This window comes from Cupriavidus sp. 207A1 (assembly GCF_057798955.1).
This window is the reverse complement of the sequence record NZ_JBYOJO010000011.1, coordinates 123,768-137,146: the sequence shown is the minus strand read 5'-3', so window position 1 is coordinate 137,146 and position 13,379 is coordinate 123,768. Positions and strand designations below refer to the sequence as shown.

At 70.8% G+C, this 13,379-nt stretch carries 11 protein-coding genes; 5 read left to right on the top strand and 6 right to left on the bottom strand.

The features are described 5' to 3' along the window. Positions 1 to 102 precede the first annotated feature (102 nt). From AC3FMM_RS20525 to AC3FMM_RS20505, 5 genes are all read left to right on the top strand, one after another. Positions 103 to 1,311 carry a glycosyltransferase gene (locus AC3FMM_RS20525; RefSeq protein ID WP_488687374.1) on the top strand — a complete coding sequence of 403 codons (1,209 nt, stop codon included), beginning with the start codon at positions 103 to 105 and terminating at the stop codon, positions 1,309 to 1,311. Further along, positions 1,308 to 2,573, top strand: a complete 1,266-nt coding sequence (locus AC3FMM_RS20520; RefSeq protein WP_115711801.1) for a hypothetical protein — start codon at positions 1,308 to 1,310, stop codon at positions 2,571 to 2,573. Before AC3FMM_RS20525 ends, AC3FMM_RS20520 begins: the two co-directional genes overlap by 4 nt. After that, positions 2,570 to 3,760, top strand: a complete 1,191-nt coding sequence (locus AC3FMM_RS20515) for a glycosyltransferase (protein WP_488687373.1) — start codon at positions 2,570 to 2,572, stop codon at positions 3,758 to 3,760. Before AC3FMM_RS20520 ends, AC3FMM_RS20515 begins: the two co-directional genes overlap by 4 nt. Beyond that, positions 3,754 to 5,130: a hypothetical protein gene (locus AC3FMM_RS20510; protein WP_115711804.1), complete on the top strand. Its 1,377-nt coding sequence runs from the start codon at positions 3,754 to 3,756 to the stop codon at positions 5,128 to 5,130. Before AC3FMM_RS20515 ends, AC3FMM_RS20510 begins: the two co-directional genes overlap by 7 nt. A gap of 74 nt (positions 5,131 to 5,204) precedes the next feature. Beyond that, the gene (locus tag AC3FMM_RS20505) at positions 5,205 to 6,428 is read left to right on the top strand and encodes a glycosyltransferase (RefSeq protein ID WP_115711805.1); all 1,224 of its coding nucleotides are present in this window, start codon (positions 5,205 to 5,207) and stop codon (positions 6,426 to 6,428) included. A 94-nt stretch (positions 6,429 to 6,522) separates the two neighbouring features. On the opposite strand, the gene AC3FMM_RS20500 is transcribed toward AC3FMM_RS20505, so the two are convergent. From AC3FMM_RS20500 to AC3FMM_RS20475, 6 genes are all read right to left on the bottom strand, one after another. Further along, positions 6,523 to 7,302, bottom strand: a complete 780-nt coding sequence (locus tag AC3FMM_RS20500; protein WP_414249209.1) for a class I SAM-dependent methyltransferase — start codon at positions 7,300 to 7,302, stop codon at positions 6,523 to 6,525. Positions 7,303 to 7,343: 41 nt separating this feature from the next. Continuing rightward, complete coding sequence (locus AC3FMM_RS20495; protein ID WP_488687372.1) at positions 7,344 to 8,594, bottom strand: glycosyltransferase WbuB; 1,251 nt, start codon at positions 8,592 to 8,594, stop codon at positions 7,344 to 7,346. A 22-nt stretch (positions 8,595 to 8,616) separates the two neighbouring features. After that, positions 8,617 to 9,609 carry a GDP-L-fucose synthase family protein gene (locus AC3FMM_RS20490; RefSeq protein WP_488687371.1) on the bottom strand — a complete coding sequence of 331 codons (993 nt, stop codon included), beginning with the start codon at positions 9,607 to 9,609 and terminating at the stop codon, positions 8,617 to 8,619. 28 nt (positions 9,610 to 9,637) lie between these two features. Next, positions 9,638 to 10,849: a GDP-mannose 4,6-dehydratase gene (gene gmd, locus AC3FMM_RS20485; protein ID WP_172581801.1), complete on the bottom strand. Its 1,212-nt coding sequence runs from the start codon at positions 10,847 to 10,849 to the stop codon at positions 9,638 to 9,640. A 107-nt stretch (positions 10,850 to 10,956) separates the two neighbouring features. Next, positions 10,957 to 11,910 (bottom strand): glycosyltransferase family 2 protein, encoded by a 954-nt coding sequence (locus tag AC3FMM_RS20480; RefSeq protein WP_488687370.1) that lies wholly within the window; start codon positions 11,908 to 11,910, stop codon positions 10,957 to 10,959. A gap of 84 nt (positions 11,911 to 11,994) precedes the next feature. Continuing rightward, positions 11,995 to 12,975 (bottom strand): helix-turn-helix transcriptional regulator, encoded by a 981-nt coding sequence (locus tag AC3FMM_RS20475; RefSeq protein WP_116313717.1) that lies wholly within the window; start codon positions 12,973 to 12,975, stop codon positions 11,995 to 11,997. Positions 12,976 to 13,379 lie beyond the last annotated feature (404 nt).

The window sequence follows — 13,379 nt, the reverse complement described above, 5'->3', positions numbered from 1 at the left end:
GCACGAGGACGTAGGGCCCCGCTTGCCAATGGCGCCAGCCGGGGAACCAGTGCCAGGCACACAGCGGGCACGACGCGCGGATTCCGGAGATCGCCCTGCACCATGAGATTGCTGCACGTCATACCCTCCATCGACCCCACCGGGGGCGGGCCCATCGAAGGCATCCGCCAATTGCGCCAGCCGCTGCGCGAACGCGGCGCCGAGATCGACGTCTGCTGCGGCGATGCCCCCGACGCCCCGTTCGTGCGCGCCAGCGAGATGAACGTGGTCGCACTGGGCCCGACCTCCTCCAAATACGGCTTCAATCCCGGCATGCTGGCGTGGCTGCGCGCCCATGCGGCCGACTACGATGCGGTGCTGGTCGAAGGGCTGTGGCAGTTCCATGCGCTCGCCACTTGCCTCGCGCTGCGCGGCAGCGAGGTGCCGTACTTTGTCTATACCCACGGCATGCTCGATCCGTGGTTCCGCGAACGCTATCCGCTCAAGCACGTCAAGAAGAGCCTGTACTGGCTGCTGGGTGAGTACTGGGTGCTGCGCGGCGCGCGCGCGGTGCTGTTCACCTGCGAGGAAGAGCAGCGGCGTTCGCGCAACGCGTTCTGGCCCTATCGCTGCCGCGAGCTGGTGGCCGGGTACGGCACCGCGCAGCCACCCACCGCGGCCGTGCCGTTGCGCGAGGCGTTCTTCACTGCGTTTCCGGCACTGCGCGGCAAGCGCATCGTGCTGTTCCTCGGCCGGATCCATGAAAAGAAGGGCTGCGACCTGCTGGTCGAAGCCTTTGCCGGCGTGGCCGGTGCCGACCCGCGGCTGCAGCTGGTGCTGGCAGGGCCGGTGGAGGCGGCGCTGCGCGAGCGGCTGGCGCGCCAGGCCGAACGCCTGGGGCTGGCGCAGCGGCTCAGCTGGACCGGCATGCTGTCGGGCGACCTGAAGTGGGGCGCCTATCACGCGGCCGAAGTCTTTACCCTGCCGTCGCACCAGGAGAACTTTGGCGTGGCCGTGGCCGAGGCGCTGGGCTGCGGCGTGCCGGTGCTGATTTCGGACAAGGTCAATATCTGGCGCGAAATCGTTGCCGACGGCGCCGGGCTGGCCGGCGACGATACCGCCGAGGGCACCGGCGCGTGCCTGCGCCAGTGGCTGCAGGCCGATCCCGGCGCGCAGGCGCGCATGCGGGTGCAGGCGCTAGCCTGCTTCCAGCGACGCTTCGAGGTGCGCCAGAGCGCGCAGCGGCTGCTCGACATCCTGGGCGAGCGGCCGGTGCCGGCGCCGACCGCCGATGCCGCCGCCACCAGCGCCACGCCGCGCGGCACGCCATGAAAGCGCTGCGCATCTTCGTCTTCGCGGTGCTGTCGCAGGGACTCGGCGCCATCACCGGCCTGCTGCTGGCGCACTGGCTCAGCGTCGGCGACTACGCGATCTATACCGTCACCGGCGCCATCGTCGGCGCCATGTCGATCGTCACCAAGGGCGGCATCCATTTCGGGCTGAATGCCATCCTGGGGCGCACCTGGCCAGACCGCGAGCGCGCCGCGCAGGCTACGCGCGCCGCGCTGGCGCAGCGCAAGCGCATCTCGGCCTTCCTGCTGCCGCCGCTGCTGATCATCGCCGGCGTGCTGATGTACCGCAACCATGCCTCGCTGGCGTTGATCGCCGCCTTGCTGCTGACGCTGCTGACGATGTGGTATTTCGACATGCAGTCGCGCGTGGTGGACCAGGTGCTGCTGTTCGCCAACCGCGCGCCTGCGCTGCAGGCGCTCGATGCCGGCCTGTCGGGCGCGCGGCTGCTGCTGTCATGGGGCGTCTACGTGCTGGGGCTGCAGAGCGCGCTGGCCGCCAGCCTGGTCAACACGCTCTTCGCCGGCCTGCGCGTGCCGTTCGTGCGCCGCTGGCTGCGCCGCGAACTGCCGGCGCGGGCGGCCGAGCCGGTGGCCGAGGACCAGCGTTCGATCCGCGCCATCACGCGCCGCCAGATTCCCATGGACGCGTTCTTCTGCCTGCAGTCGCAGTTCGCCTTCGCCATCGTCGCGTTCTACGGCGCGGTCAGCCAGACCGCGGCGATCGGCGCGCTGTCGCGCATCGGCCAGCTGCTGGTGCCGGTCAGCATCGTGGTGGGCGCCTATGTCGTGCCGCGCTTCGCGCAGGCGCGCGAGCACGTGCTGCGCCAGTACCTGGGCTGGCTGCTGCTGGGTTCGCTGCCGGCCGGCACGCTGGTGCTGCTGGCCTGGTTGTGGCCCGGGCTGCTGCTGCGCCTGGTGGGGGCCAACTACGCCGGCCTGACCTCGGAGCTGCTGATCGCCTGCCTGGGCGCCGGCGCCTACAGCATTGCCGGCGTGGCCTGGGAACTGCTGGCCAACCGCGGCCTGAACCACTTCAACTACATGCAGGTGCCGGTGGTGATCGCCTGGTGCCTGGTCGCGCCCCACCTGCTGGACCTGACCACGCTGCGGGGCGTGCTCTGGTTCGAGGCCGGCCTGGCTTCCGGGCTCGGTGCCGCGGTGCTGTGCGAGCTGGCGGGCGCGATCCGCGCCGGGCGGCTGCTGCCGCCGCCGGTACTCAGCGTCGACGGGGGCCGCCCATGAAAGTCCTGGTCACCCACCCCGGCCTGCAGCATTCGCACCAGATGGCTCAGGCGCTCCACGAGCAGGGCCTGCTATGCCAGTACTGGTCCGGCGTGCCGGTGCGCGGGCCGGGCGAGCCGGTACCGTGGTGGCTGCCGCCGGCGCTCGGCGCCAAGGTGCGCGAGGTCGGCATCCCCGCGGCCTTGCGGCGCCATCCGCTGTGCTTCCCGGCCATGCTCAAGCTGGGGCTGCACCGCCGGATCGGGATCAACCGCTATCTGGGCATGTCGCAGTCGGCCTATGCGCACCGCGTGTTCCACCTGTTCGATGCGTGGGCGGCGCGGCGTGTCGAGGCGCTGCGCCCCGACGTGGTGGTGGCCTACGAGAACTCGGCGATGCAGACCTTCGAGGCGGCCCGCCGTATTGGCGCGCGCTGCGTGCTCGACGCGCCGGCGGTGCATCGCGCCACGGCGGCGGCGCTGCTGGGCCTGCAGCCTGACCCGTACCTCGCCTGCATCGACGCACGCAAGGACCGCGAGGTGGAGCTGGCGGACCTGGTCATCACCTGTTCCGAGTTTGCCGCGCAGACCTACGCGCAGGCCGGCGTGCCGGGCGCCAAGCTCAGGCCGATCCTGCTCGGCGCCACCCCGCCGGGCAACGTGCAGCGCCGGCGCACGCGCGCCGGCACGCGCTTCCTGTATGCCGGCGGCCTGACCACGCTCAAGGCGGTCGACCTGCTGCAGCAGGCCTTCGCCATGGTGCGCGCGCGCGTGCCCGAGGCCGAGCTCGCGGTGGCCGGCGGCGGCGCCGAGCCCGGGCTGGCCGCGGCCCTGGCGTCGACTCCGGGCGTCACGCTGCTCGGCGCGTTGCCGCAGCCGGCGCTCTACCAGGAGCTGGCCGATGCCGATTGCCTGGTGCTGCCGTCGCGCTTCGATTCGTTCGGCATGGTGGTGGCCGAGGCGCTTGCCTGCGGCACGCCGGCGCTGGTGTCGGAGCGGGTCGGGGCCAAGGAGATCCTGCAGGAATTCCCGCGCGCGGGCTGGGTCGTCCAGGTCAGCGCGCAATCCTTGTATGACCGCATGCTGGAGCTTGCCACGGTGCGCGCCAGCCTGGACGAGGCGCGCCCGTACGCGAGCCTGGCCGGGGAGAAGTACACCTGGGCCAGGTATCGCCGCGCCGCGGTCGCAACCATCGCGACGCTATGCTGAGCCACTCCGCCGCACCCCTGGCGCCGCCGGCGCGCTCGCGCATCCGCCGGCAGGCCCGCACCACCTTCGGCACCGTGTTCTTGCTGGTGTTCCTGGTGGCCGTGCTGGAAGGCGCGGCGCGCAAGTGGGTGGCGGGTTCGCTGAGCCTGCCGCTGGTGCTGCTGCGCGACCTGCTGGCGGTCTATGGCGTCTACTACGCGATGCGCTATGGCGGCTTCACGCCGGCGCGGCGGGCGATGCGGCTGCTGCTGCTGTGGAGCGCGCTGGTGCTGGCGTGGGGGCTGGTGCAGACCATCGCCGGCGACGGCACGCTTGCCATCATGCTGGTCGGGCTGCGCTTCTGGCTGCTCTACGTGTGGTTCGGCGTGGCCGCGGCGCTGCTGCTCGAGCCCGAGGACGTTGCCGCGATCTGCAAGACCACGCTGGTGCTGATGGTGCTGATGGCGCCGCTGGTGGTGCTGCAGCACTTCCTGCCGCCCGGCAGCTTCCTGAACCGGCAGGTCGATGGTGACGAAGACCGGGTCTTCATGATGGTCGGCGACATCGTGCGCACCACCGGCACCTTCTCGTTCACGCTGGGCTACACCACCTTCCTGGCGATCACCATGCCGATCGCGCTGCAATACGTGCTCGGCGGCGACGGCAAGCGGCACTGGCTGTATGCGCTGGTGGTGCTGGGCAGCCTGCTGGTCAGCGTGCTGGTCAGCGGTTCGCGCGCCACCGTGCTGCTGCTGCCGGGCCTGTTCGCGGTGGCGGCGCTGTGCACCCTGATGTTCGGGCGTGCCGTGACCAGGCGCCGCGTGCTGGTCTGGGTCGGCGTGGCGGTGCTGATCGGGGCGGTGGGCATGGTCGTGTTCAGCGCGTCGGTCGAAAGCACGGTGCAGCGCTTCCACGACGCCGCCGAAGACGAAGACTTTGGCGACCGCGTCGGCACCATGTTCCTGGGCGAGAGCGAGGCCTATGCCAAGCCGACCCTGCTGGGCGCGGGGCTCGGGCGCGGCAGCAACCTGGCCAGCTATCTCGAGCGCGGCGAAATTACCTTCATGCTGTCCGAGACCGAGACCGGGCGCACCATCGAGGAGGCCGGCCTGCTGGGCTACCTGTACGTGGCGCTGAAGTTCGCCGTGTGCGTGGCCGGCATGTGGCTTGCGATCGGTGCGGCGCGCCGCACCGGCAACTGCTTTGCCATCCTGCTGTGGCTGGTGAGCACGCTGTGCCTGCTGACGTGGTCGCTGATCGGCCAGCTGACCGCCAACGTGCTGGGCTTTCTCTTTGTCGGCTTCACCATGGCGGTCACGCGCCTGGAGCGGCAGGGGCGGCTGACGGGCGCGAACAAGCGCGCCCGGCCGCGCCGACGGCACGCGCGCTAGCGGCAGGCTGCGAGCCACCCAACGTACCGGACATCTGCATCGGGCATCCACATCGATCCGCGAAGAAAAGCAATATGAGGCTCATCCTGTTCGGTCATCCCGTCTTTTTCGGCAGCCACAGCATGGACCGCTTCGCGGCCATGATCGTCGAGGGCATGCGCGAGCGCGGCCACGAGGCCCAGCTATGGACCCCGCCCGCCGTGCTGGTGCGGCTGTCGACGCGCCCCGGCCTGCGCAAGTGGCTCGGCTATGTCGACCAGTACATGCTGTTCCCCGCGTGGGCGTGGTGGCGGCTGCGGCGCGAGGGCGCGGGCGCGCTGGTGGTGCTGACCGACCATTCGCTCGGCATGTGGATGTGGCTGCTGCACCGGCGCCCGCATGTAATCCACTGCCACGACTTCATCGCGCAGCGCACCGCAGCCGGCGAATTTCCCGGGCGCCAGCTGTCGGCCAGCGGGCGGCTCTACCAGGCGCTGATCCTGCGCGGCATCGGGCTGGGGCGGAACTTTGTCGCGGTGTCGGAGAAGACCGCGCACGACCTGCTGCGCCTGCATCCGGGGCCGACGCCGCGCGTGCGGGTGGTGCACAACGGCCTCAACTACCCGTTCCGCCCGCTTGCGCCGGATGTTGCCATGCGCCGGCTGCGCGCCGCCAGCATCGACGAGATCGAGCCCGGCATGCTGGTCCATATCGGCGGCAACCAGTGGTACAAGAACCGCGAAGGCGTGCTGGCGCTATACCTGGCCTATTGCGAGGCCAGCCATGCGGGCGGCGGCACCGGTGCCGCCGCGGCGCCGCGCCCGCTGTGGATGATCGGCCCCGAGCCGACCCCCGCCATGCGCGAGCTGGCCGACGGCGCGGAGCGGCTGGGCGGCAAGGTGCGCTTCCTGGAAGGCATGTCCACCGCGGCCGTGCACGCCGCCTATGCGCTTGCGGCGGTGCTGCTGTTCCCGAGCCTGGAAGAGGGCTTCGGCTGGCCCGTGATCGAGGCCATGGCGTGCGGCATCCCGGTGCTGACCACGGCGCGCGCGCCGATGCAGGAGATCGGCGGCGGGCTGGCGCTGCTGATGGAGCCGATGGAGCCGGGCCAGGCGCAGGCCTGGGCCCGGCGCAACGTGGGCGTGCTGCTGGAGCTGCTGTCGTGGCCGCAGGCGCGGCTCGACCAGCTCTCGGCCGACTCGCTGGCGTGGGTGCGGCATTTCTCGGCGGAACGCGCGCTGGACCAGTACGAGGCCATCTACCTGGCTGCGCTGGCCCCGGCCTCGGCCACTGCGACGACGGAGGCCGAGGCCAGCTGAGACCAGTCGGGACCAGTCGGGATCAGTCGGGATCAGCAGAGACCGGAGCGCCAGGGGGCGGGCCCGCACCACGCAGCGTCGCGCGGGCGCCGTCTCAATGCAGGGTGTAGGCGACGGTCTGGATCACGCCCGCGCCTTCGCGCACCTCGCACAGCACGCGGCCGTGCACCGGCTTCAGGTTGAACGGCGGCGCGGTCAGCACCACGCCGCTCGGCACCATGCGTGCCAGCCGCGTCGAAGCCCCCAGCCGCTTCTTGGCGTTGGGCGGAAAATCCGGCGCCAGCGGCAGGTGTTCGGTCAGCACCAGCACCTGGTAGCGGTGCAGCTTGGCCAGCACGCGCGCGATCCTGTCGTTGTCCAGGTGCTGCAGCACCTGGCGCAGGAACACCACGTCGCCGGCGGGCAGTTCGTCGCCGGCAATGTCGAGGCAGCGGAAATCCACGTCGAGATGGGCGTAGCGCGCGCGGTTGGACGCGATCAGCGGCGCCACCACGTCGCAGGCCACGTAGCGCCCGCAGGCCGGGCGGATGCGGCTGCCGATATGGAAGTCGCCGCAGCCCAGGTCGACCACGTCGGGCTTGCGCGGCAGCTCGCGCAGCAGCGCGGTGACCGCCTCGGCATAGGGCTCGACGATGCGCGGATCGTGCGAGCCGGTGCCGCTGAAGAAGCCGGGCTCGTCGGCCTCGCCCCACAGGCTGCTGTGGTAGACGTCCGAGAACACTTCGCCCGGCGGCCTGGCGCCGTAGCGCGCGTCATGCTGCTGCTCGCGGCGCACGTGGTAGTAGTTGCGCAGCCAGGCGGGCACCAGGGGTTTGATGGTTCGCATCAGGCGTTGCACCAGCGCGGGGTGCGTGGTCGCGGTCTCAGGACTCATGGCGGGTTCCCCCTTGGGCGTTGCGTTGGCCGCGGCGGCGCTCAGGCCACCGCGGAGGCGTCTTGCGCGGCAGGCGGCGATACCAGTGCCTGCAGTGCGGATTCCAGTTGCGCCAGCACCGCGTCGCGGGCCAGATGGGCTTCGGCCCAGGCGCGGCCCGCGGCGGCGTGCATGGCGCGCCGCTGCGGCTGGCAGGCGAGCGTGGCAATGGCGTGCGCCAGCGCGCTGCCATCGCCGGGCGGCACCAGCACGCCCACGCGCGCCACCAGGCGGCCCAGCTCGGTATCGGGCTGCGCGGTGGCAATGACCGCGCGCCGGCTCGCCAGCATGCCGGTGAGCTTGGACGGCATCACCAGGTCGGCGGCATCGGCGCGCTGCGGCAGCAGGTGCATGTCCGCGGCCGCCATCATGGCGTGGAACTGCGCCTGCGGCTGCAGCGGCAGGAAATGCACGCGCGCCAGCCCGGCGCAGCGTGCCTGCAGCGCGGCGCGGCCGCTGCCGTCGCCGCACATCACCATGTGGATGCGCGGGTGGCCCTGCAGCGCCTGCGCGGCATCGGCCAGCACTTCCAGGCCCTGCTTGTTGCCCATGTTGCCGGCGTACAGCGCGACCACCGCCTCGGCGGGAATGCCCAGGCCGTGCCGGAACGCCAGCGCCGCGTCGGCCGGGGCCTCGTGCAGGTCGGCCCAGTTGGGCAGCAGTTGCAGACGAGCGGGGCTGACGCCCTTGGCGCGCAGCGCGTCCGCCATCGCCTGCGAGATAGTCGAGACGCGCTGGTAGCGCGTGGTCAGCGCGCGCTCCAGGCGCGTGGCCAGCCGGCGCAGCAGCGGATGGCGCAGCACGCCCAGCGCGAACGCGGCATCGACTTCCAGGTCCTGCACGTGCAGCCAGGTGCGCGCGCGCGTGCAGCTGCCCAGCAGCAGCGCCGCCGGGCTGCACATCAGCGTGGGCTCGACCGCGAAGATCACGTCGGGGCGCCAGCGCAGCTGCGCCGCCATGCACGGCACGCTGCTCAGCGCAAAGCTCATCAGGTGCAGGATGCGCAGCAGTCCGGACGGCTTGCGCGGCACCCACACCGGTGCGCGGTAGACCGTCACGCCGCCGTGCGTCTCGCGGGCATAGCGCCAGGCGCAGTAGCCGTCGCTGACGCGCCATGCGGGGTAGTACGGCGGGGCGCACACCACGCGCACCTCGTGCCCGCGCGCGGCCAGCCATTGCGCCTGCTCGCCGGTGTACTTGCCGATGCCGGTCAGTTCGGGCGCGTAGTTCTGGCAGTAGATCAGGATCTTCATGGCCGCTCCGCGCGCGCTTGGGTCAGGCCAGCGCGGCGGCAATGCCGCCGGGCAAGGTGCCGGTGCGGCAGGCCTCTTCGTAGACGCCGCGCAGGCCGTCGTGCAGCGCAATGCGCGGGCGCCAGCCGGTGCGCATGATGGCGCTGCTGTCGAGCCGCTTGCGCGGCGTGCCGTCGGGCTTGTCGGTTTCGAAAGCAAGGGTGCCGCGATAGCCGGTGACCTGCGCCACCAGTGCCGCCAGCGCGCCGATCGAGACCTCGTCGTCGCTGCCGACGTTGAGGAAGCCCGCGGGCGCGGCCTCGCGGTAGGCCGGCGCGGACAGCGCCATCACGTGCAGGCAGGCACGCGCCAGATCGTCCGCGTGCAGGAATTCGCGCAAGGGCTTGCCTGTGCCCCACACCGACACGCGCGCGCTGCCGGCCACGCGGGCGTCGTGGAAGCGGCGCACCAGTCCGGGTATCACATGGCTGTTGTCGGGGTGGTAGTTGTCGCCGGGTCCATAGAGGTTGGTCGGCATCACGCAGCGGTAGTCGGTGCCGTACTGGCGGTTGTAGCTGTCGCACAGCATGATGCCGGCGATCTTGGCGATGGCGTAGGGCGCGTTGGTCGGCTCCAGCGCGCCGGTGAGCAGCGCGGCTTCGCTGATCGGCTGCGGCGCCAGGCGCGGGTAGATGCAGCTCGATCCCAGAAACAGCAGCCGCCGCACACCGGCCTGCCAGGCGGCATGGATCACGTTGGTGGCGATGGCGAGGTTCTGGTGGATGAACTCGGCGGGATACGTATTGTTGGCATGGATGCCGCCGACCCGCGCGGCGGCCAGGTAGACCGCGTCGATGCGCTGGCTGGCGAAGAAAGCCCGCACCTGCGCCTGGTCGCACAAGTCCAGCTCGGCGTGCGTGCGCGTCACGATGTCGGCGCCGCCCTGCGCGCGCAGCGCCCGCTCGATGGCCGAGCCGACCATGCCACGGTGGCCGGCGACAAAGATGCGCGGGCGCGCTGCCAGGGCCTGGTTCATGGGATCCTCGCGGTGGCCGTGCACGCGGCTACTCAAGATGGTTGAAGGCCTGGAAACCGGCCAGCCTGACCAGCGCGTCGCGGCGAGCCGCGGCGTAGTCGGCCTCGATCATTTCCCGGACCAGTTCGGCAAAGCCGATGCGCGGGGTCCAGCCCAGGCGCTCGCGCGCCCGGCTGGCATCGCCCAGCAGCGTTTCCACCTCGGTCGGGCGGAAGTAGCGCGGATCGACCCGCACCACGATCTCGCCTGGCTTGCACGCCGGCGCGATCGCGCCGCCGGGCGCGGGCGGATCGACATGCTCGACGATGCCGACCTCGTCGACGCCGCTGCCATGGAAGGTGATGGTGATGCCCAGCTCGCGCGCCGCGCGCTGCACGAACTCGCGCACGCTGTGCTGTTCGCCGCTGGCGATGACGAAGTCCTCGGCCGCGGGCTGCTGCAGCATCAGCCACTGCATCTCGACGTAGTCGCGCGCATGGCCCCAGTCGCGCAGCGCCGACAGGTTGCCCAGGTACAGCGTTTCCTGCAGGCCGAGTGCGATGCGCGCGATCGCGCGCGTGATCTTGCGGGTGACGAAGGTCTCGCCGCGCACCGGGCTTTCATGGTTGAACAGGATGCCGTTGCAGGCGTACATGCCATAGGCCTCGCGGTAGTTCACCGTGATCCAGTAGGCATAGAGCTTGGCCGCGGCATACGGGCTGCGCGGATAGAACGGCGTGGTTTCCTTCTGCGGGATCTCCTGCACCAGCCCGTAGAGTTCGGAGGTGGAGGCCTGGTAGAAGCGCGTGAGCTTTTCCATGCCCAGTATGCGGATCGCCTCGAGCAGGCGCAGCGTGCCGATGGCGTCGGTGTTGGCGGTGTATTCGGGCTCTTCGAACGAGACCTGCACGTGGCTCTGCGCGGCGAGGTTGTAGATCTCGTCCGGCTGCGCCTGCTGCACCACGCGCACCAGGCTGGCGGTGTCGGTCATGTCGCCGTGGTGCAGGATCAGCCGGCGTTCCTGCGCCTGCGGGTCCTGGTACAGGTGGTCGATGCGCTCGGTGTTGAACAGCGAGCTGCGCCGCTTGATGCCGTGCACTTCATAGCCCTTGGCCAGCAGCAGTTCGCACAGGTACGACCCGTCCTGCCCGGTGATGCCGGTGATCAGCGCGCGCCGGATGCCGTTGCGCCCGCGCGGTGCGGCCCGCTCCGGCCCGGTGGCGGTGATATGACCGAGTGTGTCCAGCTCGTTTGCGCCCATGGCTCTGATCCGTTAGCAAGTGGGGCGACTGTAGCGCCGCGCTGCGGCGCCGCACCGTCTGCTACCCCACACAACGGCGGCCGGCCGTGTGGGCGCGCCGCCACGGATCAGGTGCGCGGCATCGGTGTCGTGACCTCGCTGCGGGCGCGTTCCGCGGCGTCGTCATGGCCAGGCGCAAGCCGCAAGTGCTGCCACAGCAGGCGCGTGGTGGCCCAGAACGGTGCCACGCCGCGCCAGCCGCTGCGGTGCAGGTGCTGGCCCAGGTTGTGCGGCAGCGCCAGCATCAGGAACAGCGCGGCCTTGTCGTGGCGGTGCTGGCTGCGCCCGTAGCGATGCAGCATGGTGACCATGCGCGCGGCATCGGCGCTCGGGCTGCCGGCGCATGGCGGCGGCCGCTGGCCCTCCAGCTGGTTGATCGCGCTCGGAATCAGCTCGATGCGGCAGCCGCAGCCGTAGACCGCGCGTCCGGTCAGGTCGGCGACGTCGTAGTCGGCATCGAGGCACTCGTCGAACGGCAGCCGCTCCAGCAGCGCGCGCGGGAACACCGTGCTGGACAGCACCACCGCGCACAGCGGCCGCGCCCGCGCGGCGCGGCGCGGCGGCTGGCGCAACGGTTGCCCGAGGAAATCCTCGCGCTGCGGCCGCAGGCATTGGCCCGCGCACATCGCCGTGCCGGTCAGCACCAGCGCGTCGGCGTTGCCGCCCGCGGCGACCCGGTAGATGAAGTCGTCGGCGAGGCGCTCGCCCATCTGCTGCAGGAAGGTCGGCCCCAGCGTGACGTGGTCGTCGAGAAACAGCACGTGCGTGCCGGTGGCCGCGCGCAGCAGGCGGTTGCGGCTGGCGGCGGCGCCGCGCCGGGGACCGTCCAGGCAGGGTATGTCGGGGTGGGCATCGCGCATCAGCGCGCGCGTGGCGTCGTGGCTGCTGTCGTCGCAGACGATCAGCTGGTGCGGCGGCATGGTCGAGGCCGCGATCGACTGCAAGGTACGGCGCAGGCCGTCCGGATGGTCGCGCGTGCTGACGCACACGGAAAAGCTGGGCAAGAACGTGCTGGCTTGCATGATGACCCCTCCCGTCCGGCAAGCGCCGGGTTGGCGCCGGCCCGTCTGTGCGGGCGCGGCGCGCGGCAAACCTTCAGGCCGGCATCAGACCGCCGGCCGGACCGCCTGGCACGGCGGTTCGTTGCGCCTTGGCGCCACCCCGGCGCCATTGGTTTCGCGCGTGATGCGTTCGTCGCCGCTGACCCATTCCAGCGTGGCGCCGCGCTGCAGGGCGGCGTAGACCGCTTCGCCCTTGTTGCGCACCTTGAGCCGCTGGTACAGCGTGCAGGCGTGGCTCTTCACCGTCGCTACCGAGATGTTGAGCATGCGGCTGACGGTCTTGATCGGATAGCCGCGCGCCAGCAGCACCAGCACCTCGTACTGGCGCGGCGTGATCTTCAGCATCTCAGCTTCGTCGTAGCCGGGTTCTTCCTCGGTCAGCGGCATGGCAGCGGGTGTGGGCGAGACCACCGCCGGGGCCGGTGCGGACAGCGGCTGGCCGGGCCTGAGCTCGGTCAGGTCGCGCAGCGCCACGGCGGTACGCAGGGCGGCGCGCGGGGTGCTGGCGCAGGACGCCAGCGGCAACTGCTCCCCCGGCGGTTGGGCCGGATGCGCGGCGCTGAGCGGCAGCGGCGCAGCCGAGGCGAGTGACTGCGTGGCCGGCATCGCCGAGCGCGATGCCGAGGGCAGGGTGCCGGTCTCGGCAGTGAAGAGCAGCCCCTGTACGCCCGACACGGCCATGCGGATGGCGGCCTCGATCACCGCCAGCGAAGCCGACTTGGGCAGGCAGCCGCAGATGCCGCGCGCGCTGTCGGCGGTCGGCACATGCAAGGGCAGGGTGTCGGCCAGGATCAGGATGCGTTGCGGCGCGAGCGTCTGCCGGGCCTGGTCCAGCAGCACCCAGCCGGGCGCGGGGTCGGCGGGCATGCCGAACACGAGCAGGTCCGCGTTTTGGTGCCGGGCGTCCAGCCTGGCCATATCCGCCGGTGCAATGGCCGCCACCTGCGCGGATTCCTGGATGTTCTCGAGCATCTGCAACAGCCCGAGCCGGAGCAGCGGGTGCTCCTCGATCAGCAACGCATTCATGGACTTCACTCCCCGTTTTTACCCGGGAGGGACTGCGGGGCACTTTGCGTATGGAAGACGTGACAGGACCGCCGTCACCCAATGGCTGGTGACTGGTGGCTGGCTCTGTGGCTGACCCCCATGCTTCCATGCCGGGCGGTTCCGTTGTTGTGGCTGGAACTTGCCCATGGCTGGAAGGATGACCCCGAATCCGACCCCGGGTGCTTGTTACTCCTAAATCAGTTGGAATTCATCTTATGGGCTGGGGGAGGGGAATGCAAGCGAGGGGGTCCGAGTTGGAATGAGGGAGGGAATGAAAGGACCTTCATAATCCTTTCAAATATTGCGCATTTACCCCTCCCAGGTTCCGGAAACGCCGCGCTGGCGCCGTTCCCGGTGGTTTCATCGGTGTGACATTCAGAATT